This is a genomic window from Streptomyces sp. NPDC007901, assembly GCF_042959465.1.
Lineage (GTDB): Bacteria > Actinomycetota > Actinomycetes > Streptomycetales > Streptomycetaceae > Streptomyces.
In genome coordinates, this window is sequence record NZ_JBIBKW010000008.1 from 318,368 (window position 1) to 334,659 (window position 16,292).

Below are 16,292 nucleotides of genomic sequence, written 5' to 3' on the forward strand. Positions count from 1 at the left end.
GGTGCTCAAAAAGTGACCACCGGCTTGAGCGTGACCCCGCTCTCGCTGTCCTCGAAGGCCTGGTTGATGTCCTCGAAGTCGTAGTGCTTGATGAGTCTGTCGAACGGGAACCTGCCGGCCTCGTAGAGAGCGATCAGCTGCGGAATCAGCACCTGAGGCGCGGCGTCGCCCTCAAGGACGAAGGTCACGCCGGCACCGGAGAGCATCGAGCTGCCGATGTCGACGGGCGACTCGGTACCGGGCTTTGCCAAGCCCACGATCGCGGCGTGGCCGAGCAGGCCCATCGAGTCGATCATCTGGCGGAAGACGACCTTGTTGCCGGTTGCGTCCAGCGCGTAGTCCGCGCCGCCTCCGGTGATCTCCTTGATGCGGGCGACCGGGTCCTCGTTCCTGTTGTTGATCGTGTGAGTGGCGCCGACGCTCATGGCGAACTCGAGGCGGCTGTCGACGATGTCGACGGCGATCACGGTCGTGGCGCCTGCGGCCACTGCCGCGAGCAGGCCGGAGAGGCCGACCGCGCCCGTACCGAAGAGCACGAAGCTCGAGCCGGGCTTCGGCTTGAGCACGTTGAGCACGGCGCCCGCGCCGGTCAGGACGCCACAGCCGAGCGGGCCGAGGATGTCGAGCGGGGCGGTCTCGGACACCTTCACCACGCTCCGCTCGGCGACGTTCGTCACGCCGGCGAAGGAGGACTGTCCGAAGAAGTGGGAGGAGACGGCGGAGCCGTCCTCGGCTCGGAAGGCCGTGCTGCGGTCCGGGCGAGCGCCACCGAAGTTGCGCATGGCGAAGTCGGTGCAGTAGGCGGGGTGGCCGGCGCAGGCACCGCAGCTGGCGAAGCTGAGCACCACGCGGTCGCCGAGCGTGATGCCGGTGACCGCGGAGCCGACCTTCTCCACGATGCCCGCGCCCTCGTGGCCGAGTACCGCCGGAAGCGGCGTGGGGTACCACTGGTCGCGCACGATCGCGTCGGTGTGACAGACACCGGTGGCGACCAGGCGAACCTGCACCTCGTCAGGGCGGGGCTCGTCGATCTCGACGTGCTCGATGACGAGCGGCTGTTCCTTGGCGGTCGCGATGGCGGCCCTCACCTTCATGGCGGCTTCCTTCTGTGCATGATTCCCCTACGGATCGACTCGGTGACGGGCACGGCGAGCCATGGACAGGGGGGTGGGTGGGCACCGTGTTCGCAGGGGCCGGTGCCGTCGCGAAGCTCGGGCGTGTCAGTGGCCGGGCCCACTCGAGCGCATCTGCCACTTGGTCAGCGCACCGAAGGCCAGGACGTTGGCTCGGCGGGTGGTGAAGCGTGAGGTCAGGGTGGTCACCCAGTTGAAGGTGCCGGAGACGACGCTGGGCGGAGGGTTGCGCCGGTCCAGCGTGCGCAGTGCGGTGGTGACCACCTGGCGCGGGGTCTGCATCCGGACGCCGCGGGCCATGTCGTCGGAGCCGAGCGCGTCGAAGAACTCGGTGCGGGTGGGGCCCGGGGAAAGGGCGAGCACGCGCAGGCCGGTCCCTCGCGATTCCTGCCACAGCGCCTCGGTGAAGCTCAGCACGAAGGCCTTGGTCGCCCCGTAGACGGCGGCGTTCGGCCACGGCTGGTATCCGAGGGAGCTGGCGACGTTGACCAGGAAACCGGTCAGCTGGTCGATGAACGCCCTGGTGACGTCGACCAGGCTGGCCACGTTCAGGCCGATCTCCTGCTGGACGCGTTCCGGGTCCTCCTGGCGGAAGGGGGCGTGGGTGCCGAAGCCGGCGTTGTTAACGAGGCTGGTGACGGTGATCCCGCGCCGGGCCACCTCCTTGGCCAGTGCTTCGCCGGCGGCCGGCACGGTGAGGTCGAAGGGCACCGCCGTGACGGTGACCCGGTACTTCGCGGACAGCTCGTCGGCCAGGGCCTCCAGCCGGTCCGCGCGGCGGGCGACCAGCACGAGGTCCGAGCCGCGCTCGGCGAGCAGGCGGGCGAACTCCGCGCCGAGTCCGGCGCTCGCCCCGGTGATCAGTGTGGTCTGGGTGCGGTAGTCGATCTTGTTCATGGCGGTCGGGGACGCGGCGCCCTTGCAGGTTACCTGTTCCCCTTCCCCTTTCAATCCTTGCGACGGTCGGCGACCGTCATCTGGTGCCAGGACGGGCCCGAAGGCCCGCCTCGGCGATGGTCGTGACGTGTGAGGTCGTCAGCCCTGGGTGCGGGGCGATGGCCCCGTCGACAGCGCGCTCTGGCTCGTCGCCGATCCGGCTCACGTAATGCGTCGCAGGATGCGGTCCTTGCCGCGGGTGTAGGGCGGGGTGGCCACGCCCAGCGTGTCCGGCTTGAGCGGCTTGTCGAGGACGGACTTGAGGTGGCTGAAGGTGTCCAGGGAATACGAGCCGTGGTAGCGGCCCATGCCGCTCTCACCGACGCCACCGAAGGGCAGCTCGAGCGCGCCGAGTTGGAGGAGCGAGAGGCCGAAGGCCAGGCCACCGGAGGACGTCTCCGCGGTCAGGCGCCGCTTGGAGCGCTTGGACGCGGTGAAGGCGTACAGGGCCAGCGGCTTGTCCCTTCCGGTGATGAAGGCGATGGCAGCGTCCAGGTCGGGGACGCGTACGACGGGCAGGATGGGGCCGAAGATCTCGTCGCGCATCACCGGGGAGTCGGGGTCGACGTCGGCCAGCACGGTCGGGGCGATGTAGCGGGCGTCGCGGTCGTGGTCGCCGCCCACGACGGTCCGACCGTCGTTCAGCAGGCCGGCCAGCCGGTCGAAGTGGCGCTCGTTGACGATACGGCCGTAGTCGTTGCTGCGAGCCGGATCGGTGCCGTACATCTCGCCGACCGCCTGCGTCAGGTGCGCCTCTATCTCGGCGCCCGCCTCACCTATCGCCAGCACGTAGTCGGGTGCGACGCAGGTCTGGCCCGCGTTCATGAACTTGCCCAGGGCGATGCGGCGGGCGGCCGTCGCGAGGTCGGTGCCGGGTTCGACGACGGCGGGGCTCTTGCCGCCCAGCTCCAGGGTGACCGGGGTGAGATGACGGGCCGCGGCGGTCATCACGATGCGCCCGACCGCGCCGTTGCCGGTGTAGAAGATGTGGTCGAAGCGCTGTTCCAGCAGGGCGGTCGTCTCCGGCACGCCGCCCTCGACGACAGCCACGGCCTGCGGGTCCAGGATCAGGGGCAGCCAGTGGGCGAGCACGGCCGAGGTCGCGGGGGCGACCTCGCTGGGCTTGAGGACGACGGCGTTGCCGGCGGCCAGGGCACCGATGACCGGCGCGAGCGCCAGATTGACCGGGTAGTTCCAGGGCGCGATGACCAGCACGACACCCAGCGGCTCACGCACGGTCCAGGCCCGGGACGGCATGAGCGACAGGGGCACGGAGGCTCTCTTCGGACGCAGCCACCGGTCGAGATGACTCAGGGTGTGGTCGATCTCCCTGACCAGGAATCCGATCTCCGTCATGCGCGACTCGGTCGCGCTCTTGCGGAGGTCGGTCTGCAGCGCCTGGACGAACACGTCCTCATGCTCCGTCAGCAGACGCCTCAACGCCTGCAGCTGCTGCTTCCGCCATGCGACGGGCTTGGTGCGGCCGGTGTTGAACGTGGCCCGAAGTCGCGCGACGGTCTCCGCCGCAGGGGTCACGGTAACGGCGATGTCCGGCTGGCCGCCGGTGGGTGCGTTGGTGGTCATGCCCAGAAGCATATACGAAACGAAAGCCTTTCGTTTCGTTTTCCTGTACACTTAGTCGTGTGACCCATCCCACCCTTACTCAACGTTCCGTACGGCAGCCCGACCGACCAGTGCGCTCCGCCGCCCTTTCCTCCCGCAGGATCCCTTCGGGAGCCGCCCGATGACCGGGGCGCCGGCACGCCGGGGGCGCCCCCGCGATGCCTCCCGCGACCGTGCGCTGCTGGAGGCGACCATGGCCGTCCTGACCGAGAGCGGCTACCGCGCGCTCACCACCGCCGCCGTCGCGTCCCGCGCCGGAGTGTCCACCGCCACTCTCTACCGCCGGTGGCCGTCCAAGGAGGTCATGGTCGTCGACGCTGCCGCCGCCTACGCCCAGGAACTCACGACACACACCGACACCGGCACGCTGGAAGGCGACCTCCGCGCCCTGCTCCGGGACAAGGCGGCTTCCCTGACCGGGCAGGAAGGAGGGGTGTTGCAGACATTGATCGGGGAGGCCCGGCACAACACCCCGCTGGCCGAGGCCCTCACGAACACGTTCGTGCTGCCCATGCGCCGACGCATGGAGGAGATCACGAAGCGTGCGGCGGAGCGGGGCGAGATCCCGCCGGTGGAGCATGCCGACCTGCTCGGCGACCTGGTCCTCGGTCCCATGGTCAGCAGGTTCTTCCTCACCCCGCTGCCGCCGGACGAGGTGGACGCGGCAACCGCGGCGGAGACCGCCGACCGCCTCCTGCCCTTTCTCCTGCGCGCCGTCGGGCACAAAGGGCACACCTGAGCCAAGGCAGCCCCCGAACGCGCCCGAGAAGGGCAAGTTCACCGGGCCGCCTTTCGCGCAGCGACGCCGCCACCGGCGGACCGTGACCCGGAAGACGGCCCGGGGCCACCGAGATTGGCGTCCGACTGCGCCGCGCACCTCGGAGCGTCGGGCGTCGGGCGGGGCAAAGGACCTTGTCGCTGCCCACGACTGACGTCTGCGCTCAAAGCTCCCATTCATGTGGCCTCGCAGAGCAGCACGGGCACGAGGAAGAGGACGAGGCAGTGCCCTCTGACCGGCCGGGGGCGGGGGTCAGCTGTTCAGGAAGCCCAGGATGTGGTCGGCGACGGTCTCGGGCTGCTCGAGGTGCAGGAAGTGCCCTGCGCCGGGTACGACGATGCGTTCCAAGCCGCTCGTGAACACTGCTTCCATGCCGTCGCTCAATTCCACGGACATGCAGTTGTCGTCGGCCCCGTGGAGGTAGAGGGACGGGACGGTGATGGCACCGCTCGCCCTGGCTTCCGCGGCCTGGGTCCCCTCGTCGGCGGGAGGCGTGAACAACTGGCGGTAATAGCCCAGGGTCTCGGTCAGGACTCCTGGCGCACGGAGGGTCTCCTTGAGCGCGGCCCGCTCCGCGTCCGGCAGCTCGTAGCCGGGCGACCATTCCCGCCAGAGCCGGTCGATGAAGGCGAAGTCGTCGAACTCGACGGCCGCCTCCGCCATGGCCGTCTGGAAGAAGAACATGTACCAACTGCGTCGCTGCTGGTCGCCGTCGACGACCCATGCGGTGCGCAGTTGAGGGCCGTAGGGAACCGACATGCCGACAAGCTTGCGGACACGCGTCGCGTCGAGGCTGGCTGCCGCGTACGCCGCCCGTGCACCGAGGTCATGACCGATGAGGTCCGCCTGCTCGCGCCCGAGCGCTTCGATCAGGGTGAGAACGTCCTGGCCGGTCGCGGACGCGCGATAGGAGCCGTCGGGTGCCGCGCCACCGGGCCAGTATCCGCGCTGTGCGGGTGCTACCGCCCAATACCCTTCCTGTGCGAGGCGGTCGAGAAGTCCTGCCCAGCTGGCGGCGTGGTCGGGAAACCCGTGGAGGCACAGAACGAGTGGCCCGCTGCCGGCCTCGAGGATCGGAACCTCCAGCCTGCCGGCCTGAACCGTCCGATGACGGACACGATCGGCCGCGTGGGACGTGCCGGTCGAGGAGCCCTCGACAAACGGCGGTCGCTGGGTCACCTGTGTCATGCGTTCGACCTCCAAGCCGCCCTGCCGGCGTCGCGGTCCCGCAGGCCCGGGCCGAGTAGTGGGTTGCGTGTTCTGCTCCAGCCGAAAGAGCGGCTGCCCCGCGCTCGAGGATCTGCACTAGATGCAATGAGCGTAAGTCTTTTGATTATGTTGCTCAAGTAGCTCTTGAGATGAGCAAATAGATCACAGTTGTTTCAGCGGGCATCCGGCCGTCGGGCGACTCCCGCTGGACTGGACACGAACGGGGGAACGGCGACGAGGTCGGCGCCTTCACGATGTTCCGCAGCGCCGAACTGCTCCTCGACGCCGTCCCCACCGACGTCCTCGATGCCGCCGTACGCACCGACCGGCCGCACGGACGTGACGTCTCGGCCTGACCGACACACGCGTCACCGCCAGCCATCACCTGGACCGCCCGTCGCGGGCCTGCACGTCCGGACCGGGCAGTCGGGAACAGGTCACCGGCTTCGTTATGACCGAGGCGGAGAGCATCGAGCCGACCGCGTGGCCCCGGACGGAGCCTTACAGACCCAAGCCGAGCCCTCAGCCCGGAAGATCGCTGCAGGCCCCGCCGGGCGCGCGCCGTGGACAACGCGTTGCTGGGCGCCTGGGCCGCCGACGGCATCGCAACCCGACCAGCACCTGTTCGACCTCGCCGTGCCGCGAGCCGTGCGGTTGCGGTGAGCCAGGCCGGGTGGCCGCCGGAGGTGCTACGGCCTGGACAACGGAGAAACGGCATCCATGGCGAGGTCGAGGAGCTCCGCCACGGAGCGCTTGCCATCGCAGGCGACCCACTCCAGACGGGCATAGGCGAAGCAGGCCACGCCGGCGGCGGCGAGTGCTCCGGCGCGCAGCCGACGCTCCTCGCCGGGCGGCGTTTTCGAGAGTCGTGTGACGAGCGACCGGGCGATGGCCTCGTTCCATTGGACCTCTTGGTGCAGGTGCTTCGCGTACAGCACCGGAGTGTCGTGGATCAGGCGGATCATCGGCAGCGACTGGTTCCTCGTCCACTTCTCGATCACTTCGTCGAATGCGCGGCGCAACGCGTACCAGGGTTCTTCCTCGGCGGGGCGCGCCGCCAGCGCGTCGGCGATGTCGGCGCCGGTTTCGTCGAGCACGTAGGTCACTACGGCTTCCTTGTTCGCGAAGTAACGGAAGAAGCTGCGCGGTGACAGGCCAGCCGCCATAGCGATCTGGTCCACGGTGGTGGGTGATCTGCCCGTTGTCCCTCTAGCGGTTCCGCGGAGGCGATCCCGCCAGGGCGTCAAGGATCATGACCCCTCATACGTCACCGTGACCCGCGCGAGGAGCAGGGTGGTGGACTGCTCGCGGTGGCGGCAAATCCCGTCCATGGCACCGCTGCCTCGACGAAGGCCTCCTACTCGGCGGTCCGCACGCGCTGACGCGCCCGGTGGGCTCGCAGGTTCTCCGGGTTGCCGCAGGTCTTGGTGGAGTGCCACACGCCGCTGTTGTTGCGGGAGCGGTCGAAGAAAGCCGTCGTGCAACGGGCGTTGCGGCAGATCTTGAGCCGGCGCCAGGTGTCCGCCTGCTGGGCCTGGAACATCTCGAGGAGTACCAGGGCGGCCACATACCGCCAGCCTTGTCCGCGCGGCTCCAGGACGACCCGCCCGCTGCGGTCCATCCGCAAGGCCGCCGCCGCGACGTGAACGGCGGGCGCCACGTCAGCGCCGTCGCCGCTTGGGCCGTCGCCGTCCGGTACGGCGAGAAGCCGCCGCAACTCGGCACGAAGGCCGCGGAGTTCTTCGAGATCGTTCTCGGTGAGCCGCACCTGCGCGGCGGCCTGCGCCGTCTCCTGGGCCCAGCACTCCAGTGCCTGGTCGGCCCATGCCTGCGCGTCGGCGAGGTCGTCCAGAAGATCCGCTGCCCGGGGGCGGCCGGCGGAGATGGTGTTGAGCAGGTCGTGCACCAGCGCCAGCCCGAGGGGGGCGGGCTCGACTTCGTACCGCGTGGATGCGGACCACGCCATTGGTCCTGCCCCCTTCACTCCTCGTCATGGCCGACATGACCGTGGCCATGTGGCCACTGCCTCAGAGTACGGCACCCTCTGCCACCTTGAAATGAAATGAGCTATCGTCGTACAGTCCTTTCTGTTGGATCGGCAACGCAGCCGCACGAAGGGTGTCGCTCATGAGCTCGTCAGCCTCCACAGCGCCCGGGACGCTCTTGGCCCTCCGGAGCGGGAGAACCGTGGCGGCACCGCTGTCGCGCCGCCGATGACCCCCGCATCACCGCGGAACGTGTCGGCCCCGTCGTGCCATCACGCCTCCCTGCCGCCCGCACTGCCGTCGTCGACGGATCAGCCACGCGCTTGGAGCAGCTCGGCGCGATCGCCGCACACCTCGACGCGTTCTTGACCTGGTATCGCTGACGGGCCGCGCCGGCGCGCCACGGACGGGCCCTGAAACCCGGCCGGCTGACACTCATCGGCGGCGGAGGCCAGTTCGCCCCGCACAGCACCCCCACCGTCGCGCAATCCGCCCCCAACCGGTTTTGCGACCGCCTCACCCGATGGGCCGCGAGCCCGCCCGTACTGTCCAGAGCCAAGGAAATGTCATGCCCGTTCTCACCCACTCCATCGATGGCGATGTCGCCACGATCGTCCTCGACAATCCTCCGCAGAACCGATTCGCGCCCGAGTTCACCCAGGAGCTCAGCGAGATCGTCGACACCCTCACGCGCAGCCAGGCCCGCGCCGTCGTCCTGCGGGCCGAGGGACCCGACTTCAGCTACGGTGGCGACTTCCGGCCCTGGGTCGACGCCGACCGCACGAGCCTGCGGGCCGACTTCGACCACGCTCTGTCCGTGATCAACCGGTTCGAGCAGCTCCCGATCCCGGTCGTGGCCGCGGTCCAGGGGCTGTGCTACGGCGGCGGCTTCGAACTCGCGCTGCGGGCCGACATCATCCTCGCCGCCGAGAGCGCCCGCTTCGGCCATCCCGAGCAGTCGCTCGGCATCATCACCCTCCTCGGCGGGATCCACCGCGTGGCCGAACGGGCCGGCCGGGCCCGCGCCTTCGAATGGGCACTGACCTCCGAGCAGGTACCCGCCACGGTCATGGCCGAGGCCGGGGTCATCAACCGCGTCGTCCCCGACGACGAACTGCGCACCGAAGCGGAGGCCTTCGCTCAGAAGATCGCCCAGGGCCCCACCCGGGCGCACCTCGTGCACAAGGCGTTGTTGCGCGCCTGGGCCACAGGCGGCATCCCCGCCGCCGACCAGCAGCTGTTCGACCTGGCCGTCCCTCTCTTCGAGACCGAGGACGTCAAGGACGGCCTGGCCTCCGCCGCCAAGGCCCTCAAGGAGGGCCGCCCGCGGCCCGTCCTGCCCTTCAAGGGCCGCTGATCCCCCTCTCCCCCACTCGCCGCCAGCCAGAGGACACCACATGATCATCGATTCTGCGGACCTGGACGCCAAGTCCGCCTACAAGCTGCTCATCGGCAGCGTCATCCCTCGCCCCATCGCCTGGGTGAGCACCCTGTCCACCGAAGGTGTGGGCAACCTGGCTCCCATCTCCTTCTTCACGGTCGTCGGGCGCAAACCGCCGCGGATCTCGCTGTCGTTCCAGCCGCGCTCGGACGGCGCCACGCTCAAGGACAGCTTCGTCAACATCCGGGACACCGGCGAGTTCGTCACCAACATGGCCACCCTGCCGCAGATCGAGGGGCTGAACCGAAGCGCCTTCGAGTTCGAGCCCGACGTCGACGAGTTCGACGCGGTCGGGCTGGAGAAGGTGCCGTCCGAGGCCGTTCGCCCGCCCCGTATCAAGGGAGCGCCCATCGCGTTCGAGTGCACCGTCGAGCACATCTTCTCGGCGCCCGACGGACTCAACAACGCCGTCTGGGGCAATGTGGTGCGCTTCTACATCCGAGATGACCTCTATGTGGGTGGCCGGATCGACTTCGGTGCCATCGCTCCGGTGGGACGACTCGCCGCCGAATACACCCTCGTGAACAACGCGTTCGAGACGCCGCTCGACCCCCAGGTGATCAAGGAGTACTCCGAACGCCGGATGGAGCGCCTGGACCAGAAGGACACGTACTACTCGCCGATCGACACGCCCCACTGGTCGCCGTCCGGGTCCACCACGAGCCTCGACTGACAGCCGTCACGGAAGAACTCCTCCGGGAATCAGGACACGCAGCATGACGAACCCAGATACGACTACGACGTGATCATCGTGGGGTCGGGCTTCGGCGGTTCCGTCACCGCCCTTCGGCTCACCGAAAAGGGCTACCGCGTCGGCGTGATAGAGGCGGGCCGCCGTTTCACGCCCGGCTCGCCTGCCCAAGAACTTCTGGGACATCAAGAACTACCTCTGCCACCCAGCCTCGGCATGTACGGCATCCAGCGCATCCATCGGCCGGGCAACGTCGTGGTGCTGGCCGGAGCGGGCGTGGGCGGCACCGTTCGCAGCGCGCGGTGGACGCCGGAATGGTGATGACGGTCCAGCGACAGCAATCGCGGCATCCCGTCACATGAGGACCGCTCACGTGGCCCATGACAACATGCATGGGCTTGTAAAGGGGCGCCCACCCACCTACGGGTGTGCCTCTTGGCTGCCCTTCCACCGACCTCTCGCCGGAGCGCGATCATGCCAGATCCCGCAACTCTGTCCAGGGCGCAAGCCCTGGCAGGCTGGGCGCGCCGGCAGTCTCCGCAGCACGTGGCGCCCAGGGGCGTGCGCATCACGAGCTGCAGCGCTCGACCTGCCCATACAGGTACCGGTTCCAGCCCAGGCCCGCCCCCAGACCACAACACCGCGACGCAGCACAGCGTCGCCGTGACCCGATGCCCGGACTCTTACCGCGATCTCAACAAGACCGCCCCGCGCATCGCGGAATCGGAACAGACACTGCTCAGCCGATCAGACGGCGACGACGACTTCCTCTGCGCCCGCGATGCCGAACCACGGCACCGCCTGTCTCCGGGACAACCCGATGCCCTCACACATGCCCTCCCACGCCCGTTGGCTCACCGGCGGTTCCTGGATCACGGTGCGCGGCCGCGGAGGCCGGCACCGCCTGTTCGTCCGACAGGACGGCCCCGAAGACGGCCGGCCCGTCACGCTCATACACGGCTTCCCCACCTCCTCACACGACTGGTCGCTCATCCTGCCCCACCTCACTGACCTGGGCCTCCGCGTCACGTCCTTCGACCTGCTCGGGTTCGGCGCGAGCGACAAGCCACGCCGCCACACCTACTCGGTGATGGAGCAGGCCGACCTGGCCGAAGGCGTATGGACCCACCTCAACATCGGCGACACCGCCATGGTCGCTCACGACTACGGCGTCACCGTGGCCCAAGAGCTCCTGGCCCGGAACTCCCGCCGCGTCACCCGCATGGTATGGCTCAACGGCGGCCTTTACCCCGATCTGCACCGCCCACTGCGCATTCAGCGTCTCCTGCACGGCCCCTTCGGCCCCCTGCTCAGCCACGGCATCAACCAAAAGACATTCGCCAGATCGATGCGCCGTCTCATGGCACGTCCCGCTTCCGACCAGAACCTGCACGAGATGTGGAAGGGCATGGCCCTGCACCAGGGACACTTGCTGGCGCCACGTCTGCTGCGCTACATCGACGAACGCCGCGCCCACGAAACACGATGGGTCACGGCCCTCGAAGACTTCAACGCCCCGACCCTCTTCGTCTGGGGACCCCGTGACCCCATCAGCGGTGCCCACGTCGCCCAGAGAATCCGCCAGCGCTTCCCTCACGCACACCTACAGGAACTCAACGACCCCTTCCCGATCGGCCACTACCCACAGATCGAGGCCCCTGACGAAGTCGGCTCTCTGATCGGGAAATTCCTCAGCTCGACTCCCGGGCTCGCGTGTGACCAGCCTGCCGGCGCCGACCCTTCCCCGAATGCCTTGTAAAGGCCGAGGGCCGGGTCCGGCCAGGCGGACGCGACGCTCGCTGACGAGGCCGGACAAGAAGACGCAGCCGGCTCCTGACCGCCGCGGCGTCCACTCCAACCCCACCCCGGCGCGAAGCTAGTCGGGGACAAGACCTACCTCCCGACCGCCGGGAGCTGGTTCCACCTCGCCTGCCGGCTGGACCTGGCCACCCGTGAGGTGTTCGGTCACGCGGCAACCCGGCTGCCGCACGCATGGGACCGCGGAGAGTCTTGGTCCCTGCTCAAACAGGTTCTCGGCGCGGACACAGCCCGACCGGGCTCCGTCCACGCCCAGATCCGCACGTTCCCCGAGACGTTCCACAACCGCCGCCCTCTGCGCAAGCACAGGGTTCTCGGCAGCTACGCGGCTTGTGCCGGCCACGTCGAAACCCGCGGCGACCAGCGCGAGCGCGGTTTCCTTCCCGATACCGGATGACGCGCCTGTCACGAGTGCCAACGACCGATTCTTCGTCGTCACAAACTCCGCACCCACCGAGAAACCGACCGGTTTCCCCTTGCAGGCTCAAGCGGGCAGAATGGCGGCATGGACAGGATCAGCGTGCAGGACAGGCGCGAGAGCGCCATCCGCGCGGCGATCGCCGAGTTCGCGATCACCGGTTACTACGGCACCTCTACCGCGGCGATCGCCAAGCGAGCAGGCGTCTCGCAGCCGTACCTCTTCCGGCTCTTCCCCGACAAAAAGGCGATCTTCGTCGCCGCATTGACGCGGAGCGCGGAAGACACACGCGTGGCTTTCGAGATGGCGGCCAACGGGGTGGAGAGGGGCGCGCCGGCCTTTCGCGCCATGGCGGACGCTTACACACGGCTGATATCGACGCGCCCCGAAACACTTCTGATGCAGATGCAGGGATACACCGTCGTGACGGCCACCGGGCCACAGGGCGACGACCTGATCGGCCGCGACGTCCGGGCGGCCTGGATGAGGATCTGGGAAACCGTGCATCTGGCGCTGGGTGCCGATGCCGACCGGACCGCACGTTTCTTCGCCTGCGGGATGCTCGGTAACACGCTCACCGCCATCGGCCTCCCCCCGGGCGCGGGAAAGTAGCCAGGAGGCCAGGATGCCTTCCGGAAGGACGAGGCGTCAGCGCACGCCTGCCGCATCCAGCAGGGTGACCACCGTGGGGGCGATGAGTCCCGTCAGGGTGTCGGCTCCGATCCCGGCGCGGGCGCCGGCGCCATCGAAGACCAGGATCAGCTGCCGGGCCAGCAGATCGGGGTCGCTCGCGCCGCCACGCTCGGCCTCGGTGCGGAAGAAGGCGGTCAGTTTCGCCTTGATCCGGTGTGCCACCCGGCTCGCAGGGTGATTACGGTCCTTGAGCTCGATCTGCACAGCCAGGTACCGGCAGCCTCGGAAGGCGGGCGCGCCCGCCTGCGACTCCAGTTGCCCGAAGACGTGCAGGATCCGCTCGCGGGGGGAGCGGCCGTCGTCCGCCGGGGGCAGGAGAGTGGCCACGAAGGGGGCAGTGCGCTCCTCCAGGCTTGCTGCCAGCAGGTCGTCCTTGCTGTGGAACAGCTGGTACATGGAGCGCTTCGACACGCCCGCCGCCTTGCACAGCGCGTCGACGCCGATATTGACGCCGTCCTGGTAAGTGAGGGTGGCCGCCGCCTCCAACAGGCGCTCTCTGGAAGTTGACTTCGCTTCGGTGGTCATGTCGTGAGGTTAACTCGAATCGGACGAATTGGAAACCGATCGGTTTTCAGTACTGCCGGGAGGCGCCCGACATCTTCCGGGCACTGAAGTCCGCTCAGAGGCTCGGCGACGGTCTCGGGGGAGAAAGACCGTCGCCGAGCCCTGATGGTGTGCACGCCCCTCGTCCCCACGGGGGCGACACACACGGGGCCACTCCGCACAACGGCCCCGTCCTGGGAGGCGGAAGGAATTCCGCTACACCGGGGTGGCGCTCTTCTCGGGGTCCGTCTCGGCAGGGATGCGGTGCAGCCCCTTGCGGTCGTACCACCCCAGCACGCCGAAGCCGAACAGCGCGGCCGCCACGAGGCCGACGGCCATCATGACCCAGCCCCGGGTCAGGCCCGCGTCGCCCTGCGCGCCGTAGTAGAGGATGGAGCGTACGCCGCCGGCGATCTGCCGCAGGGGCTCGAACTCCGCAAGGATGCGGTAGAAGCCGGGCAGCGCCTGGATCGGCGTGGTGGCGTTGGCCGTCGGCACCGCCATGCCGATGAAGACCAGCGTGGCCACCAGCATGCCGGGGGTGCCGAACACCGCGAGGAGGGTGAGCGCGCCGATCCCGGAGACCGCGATGGCGCACACCGAGTACAGCCACAACAGCGGCAGGTGGGAGGCGTCCATGCCCATGATGCCGACCGCCCCGACCATGACCAGGGTGCCCATCAGCAGGGACAGGGCCGCCATGAGGGTGCTGCTGATGGCGAGGGTCTGCACCCGGGTCGCCCGGATCAGCGGGCGGTGCAGGCGCAGCGGACCCAGGTCGTTGTGGGTGTAGCCGAGGGTGTGGTCCACCTGGCCGCTGATGACGTTGGCGGAGAGCATGCCGACGACCACGAGGGCGAGCGCGTAGTAGAACGCGGTGAGGCCCAGGCCGCTGTGCGAGTCGAGGGGATGGCCGTCCTTCACTGTGACGGCGGCCGGGTCGGCGAGCAGGACGCGGGCCGCGGCGGGCAGCTTCTTGTGCGCGGTTCCGATCCGGGCGGTCAGTTCCTTGCCAATGTGGAGCGAGGCGTTCTCGGCGGCCTGCGTCGTCGCGACCCGCGCCAGACTGGAGCCGAGGCTGCCGGCGGACTGGTTCGTCAGCACCGTCAGCGCCGGGCGGCTCGGGGTTTCGGCGGCCGTGGTGCGGGTGCCGGTCAGGGTGGCGACCGAGGACGTGAAGCCGGCGGGCACGACAAGCGCACCGTACAGCTTGCCCTTGCCGAGTTCCTCCTTCACCTCCCGCTCGTCCATCACCTTCCAGTCGACCTTGTCCCCTCCCGCGGTGGACTTCTTGATCGAGCCGGTGATCTGCGCTCCCAGGTTCACCTGCTTGCCGCCGACCGTGGCCCCCTCGTCGGCGTTGACCAGGCCGACGGGCAGGTTCCTCATGTGGCCGGCCGGGTCGATGTTGGCGCCGACGTACAGCACGGCGAACAGCAGCGCGAGAACGCCGGTGATCACACCGCTGGCGATCCACAGGGGTTTCGCGCGCAGCACGCGGAAGGGGTGAATTCCATTCATGACTTACTCCGGCCTGGACAACACAGCTACATCAGGAGAAGACCGGACGGCACCATCGCCGGACCCGGAACCTGCAGACTCAAAACCCTTCGGCACACGAAGGCAACCGTGGATCACGGTCTCGGCCGCCCTCCACGAGGAAACCGACCGGTTTCCCGTTAATAGTAAACCGATCGTTTTCGTTATTCAAATCGACCACCGCCGTCCCCGGGAAGGCCCCGTCCTGATCACGGGCTGTCGGCATCGAGGCGGCCACGCCGGTCCGGACCGGGCTCAGGGTGTTCTGGTGCCCCTGACCGTCGGCTCGCGGTCGCATCACGCGGCCACCCGCGCCGATCACCGTCGGCCGGCGCTCTTCAGTGGCGTGGTGGATCGGTGTGTGGGAGTCGCTCAGGGGCAGCCCTGTTCCGCCGTGGCGGGCGGCGACGATCTCGGCGGCGATGGACAGGGCGGTCTCCTCGGGTGTGCGGGCGCCGAGATCGAGGCCGACGGGTGAGTGAAGGCGGGCCAGTTCGGCTTCGGTCAGGCCGATTTCGCGGAGCCTGCGATCGCGGTCCTCATGGGTGCGGCGGGAGCCCATCGCGCCGATGTAGGCGGCCGGCAGGCGCAGGGCCGTCTCCAGGAGGGGCACGTCGAATTTGGCGTCGTGGGTGAGGACGCACACCACCGTGCGCTCGTCGGTCCGGGTGCGGTGCAGGTAGCGGTGTGGCCAGTCGACCACGATGTCGTCGGCCTCGGGAAAGCGCGTCCGGGTGGCGAAGACGGGCCGGGCGTCGCACACCGTGACGTGGTAGCCGAGGAACTTGCCCACGCGTACCAGGGCCGCGGCGAAGTCGATGGCTCCGAAGACCAGCATGCGGGGCGGCGGCACGCTTGATTCGACGAACACGGTCAGGTCGGGATCGCAGTGGGTTCCGTCCTGCGCGATGTCGAAGGCGCCGGTGCGCCCGGCCTGCAACAGGGAGCGGGTCTCGTCGACGACGGCGCGGTCCAGGTCGGGACGTCCGCCGAGTCCGCCGTCGTAGGATCCGTCCTCACGGACCGTCAGCGCCCGTCCGAGGAGCTGTGCCGGGCCGCGGATCACGCGGGCCAGCGCCGCCGCCTCGCCCCGGGTGGCGGCCGAGAGCGCCGTCTGGAATGTTTTCCGGTCGGTCGCGTCGGCGGGTATGGGCGTGACCAGGATGTCGAGGACACCGCCGCAGGTCAGGCCGACGGCGAAGGCGTCCTCGTCGCTGTAGCCGAACCGCTCGCGCACCTCCTGGCCGTCCTTGAGTGCCTGGGTGCACAGGTCGTAGACCGCGCCTTCGACACAGCCGCCGGAGACCGAGCCGATGGCCGCTCCGTCGGCGTCGACGGCGAGCGCGGCGCCCGGCCCTCGCGGGGCGCTGCCGCTGACGGCCACGACGGTGGCGACGGCGAAGTCCCGGCCTTCCTCGAGCCACCGGGTCAGCTCGTCCGCGATGTCCATCATGGGAGCTACTCTCTTGTCTGCGCAGATCGGGC

At 69.0% G+C, this 16,292-nt stretch carries 14 protein-coding genes and 2 pseudogenes; 6 read left to right on the forward strand and 10 right to left on the reverse strand.

The features are described 5' to 3' along the window. Positions 1-5: 5 nt before the first annotated feature. From ACFZDK_RS26895 to ACFZDK_RS26905, 3 genes are all read right to left on the reverse strand, one after another. On the reverse strand, positions 6-1,094 hold the full coding sequence (locus ACFZDK_RS26895; protein ID WP_390976263.1) for a zinc-binding dehydrogenase: 1,089 nt from the start codon (positions 1,092-1,094) through the stop codon (positions 6-8). Positions 1,095-1,220: 126 nt separating this feature from the next. Further along, positions 1,221-2,030 carry an SDR family oxidoreductase gene (locus ACFZDK_RS26900; protein ID WP_099946191.1) on the reverse strand — a complete coding sequence of 270 codons (810 nt, stop codon included), beginning with the start codon at positions 2,028-2,030 and terminating at the stop codon, positions 1,221-1,223. A gap of 201 nt (positions 2,031-2,231) precedes the next feature. Further along, on the reverse strand, positions 2,232-3,653 hold the full coding sequence (locus ACFZDK_RS26905; protein WP_390976265.1) for an aldehyde dehydrogenase family protein: 1,422 nt from the start codon (positions 3,651-3,653) through the stop codon (positions 2,232-2,234). A 160-nt stretch (positions 3,654-3,813) separates the two neighbouring features. Between ACFZDK_RS26905 and ACFZDK_RS26910 the strand changes: the two genes are divergently transcribed. Continuing rightward, positions 3,814-4,431 carry a TetR/AcrR family transcriptional regulator gene (locus tag ACFZDK_RS26910; RefSeq protein WP_099940017.1) on the forward strand — a complete coding sequence of 206 codons (618 nt, stop codon included), beginning with the start codon at positions 3,814-3,816 and terminating at the stop codon, positions 4,429-4,431. 291 nt (positions 4,432-4,722) lie between these two features. On the opposite strand, the gene ACFZDK_RS26915 is transcribed toward ACFZDK_RS26910, so the two are convergent. From ACFZDK_RS26915 to ACFZDK_RS26925, 3 genes are all read right to left on the reverse strand, one after another. Further along, entirely contained in the window at positions 4,723-5,658 is a 936-nt protein-coding gene (locus ACFZDK_RS26915; protein WP_390976268.1) for an alpha/beta fold hydrolase, read from the reverse strand. 710 nt (positions 5,659-6,368) lie between these two features. Further along, positions 6,369-6,926, reverse strand: a complete 558-nt coding sequence (locus ACFZDK_RS26920; RefSeq protein WP_390976270.1) for a TetR family transcriptional regulator — start codon at positions 6,924-6,926, stop codon at positions 6,369-6,371. A 110-nt stretch (positions 6,927-7,036) separates the two neighbouring features. Further along, positions 7,037-7,645 carry a CGNR zinc finger domain-containing protein gene (locus ACFZDK_RS26925; protein ID WP_390976271.1) on the reverse strand — a complete coding sequence of 203 codons (609 nt, stop codon included), beginning with the start codon at positions 7,643-7,645 and terminating at the stop codon, positions 7,037-7,039. Positions 7,646-8,232: 587 nt separating this feature from the next. Here ACFZDK_RS26925 and ACFZDK_RS26930 point away from each other — a divergent pair. The 4 genes and pseudogenes from ACFZDK_RS26930 to ACFZDK_RS26945 all read left to right on the forward strand — a co-directional run bounded on the left by ACFZDK_RS26930 (position 8,233) and on the right by ACFZDK_RS26945 (position 11,555). Further along, positions 8,233-9,021, forward strand: coding sequence for an enoyl-CoA hydratase-related protein (locus tag ACFZDK_RS26930; RefSeq protein WP_390976272.1), 789 nt, complete (start codon positions 8,233-8,235; stop codon positions 9,019-9,021). 40 nt (positions 9,022-9,061) lie between these two features. Continuing rightward, positions 9,062-9,778, forward strand: a complete 717-nt coding sequence (locus ACFZDK_RS26935; protein WP_123972933.1) for a flavin reductase family protein — start codon at positions 9,062-9,064, stop codon at positions 9,776-9,778. A 69-nt stretch (positions 9,779-9,847) separates the two neighbouring features. Beyond that, positions 9,848-10,081: pseudogene (locus ACFZDK_RS26940) on the forward strand (NAD(P)-binding protein); the annotation flags it as partial. 547 nt (positions 10,082-10,628) lie between these two features. Further along, positions 10,629-11,555, forward strand: a complete 927-nt coding sequence (locus ACFZDK_RS26945) for an alpha/beta fold hydrolase (RefSeq protein ID WP_390976274.1) — start codon at positions 10,629-10,631, stop codon at positions 11,553-11,555. A 117-nt stretch (positions 11,556-11,672) separates the two neighbouring features. Here ACFZDK_RS26945 and ACFZDK_RS26950 read toward each other — a convergent pair whose 3' ends face one another. Continuing rightward, positions 11,673-12,068: an SDR family NAD(P)-dependent oxidoreductase gene (locus tag ACFZDK_RS26950; RefSeq protein ID WP_390976276.1), complete on the reverse strand. Its 396-nt coding sequence runs from the start codon at positions 12,066-12,068 to the stop codon at positions 11,673-11,675. A 51-nt stretch (positions 12,069-12,119) separates the two neighbouring features. On the opposite strand from ACFZDK_RS26950, the gene ACFZDK_RS26955 reads away from it, so the two are divergent. Next, positions 12,120-12,644, forward strand: coding sequence for a TetR family transcriptional regulator (locus tag ACFZDK_RS26955; protein ID WP_390976278.1), 525 nt, complete (start codon positions 12,120-12,122; stop codon positions 12,642-12,644). 36 nt (positions 12,645-12,680) lie between these two features. On the opposite strand, the gene ACFZDK_RS26960 is transcribed toward ACFZDK_RS26955, so the two are convergent. The 3 genes and pseudogenes from ACFZDK_RS26960 to ACFZDK_RS26970 form a co-directional block, all read right to left on the reverse strand. Continuing rightward, positions 12,681-13,250, reverse strand: a complete 570-nt coding sequence (locus ACFZDK_RS26960) for a TetR family transcriptional regulator (protein WP_390976279.1) — start codon at positions 13,248-13,250, stop codon at positions 12,681-12,683. A gap of 234 nt (positions 13,251-13,484) precedes the next feature. Next, on the reverse strand, positions 13,485-14,789 hold the full coding sequence (locus ACFZDK_RS26965) for a DUF3533 domain-containing protein (protein ID WP_390976281.1): 1,305 nt from the start codon (positions 14,787-14,789) through the stop codon (positions 13,485-13,487). Positions 14,790-15,117: 328 nt separating this feature from the next. Continuing rightward, a pseudogene (locus tag ACFZDK_RS26970) lies at positions 15,118-16,260 on the reverse strand (XdhC family protein); the annotation flags it as partial. Positions 16,261-16,292 lie beyond the last annotated feature (32 nt).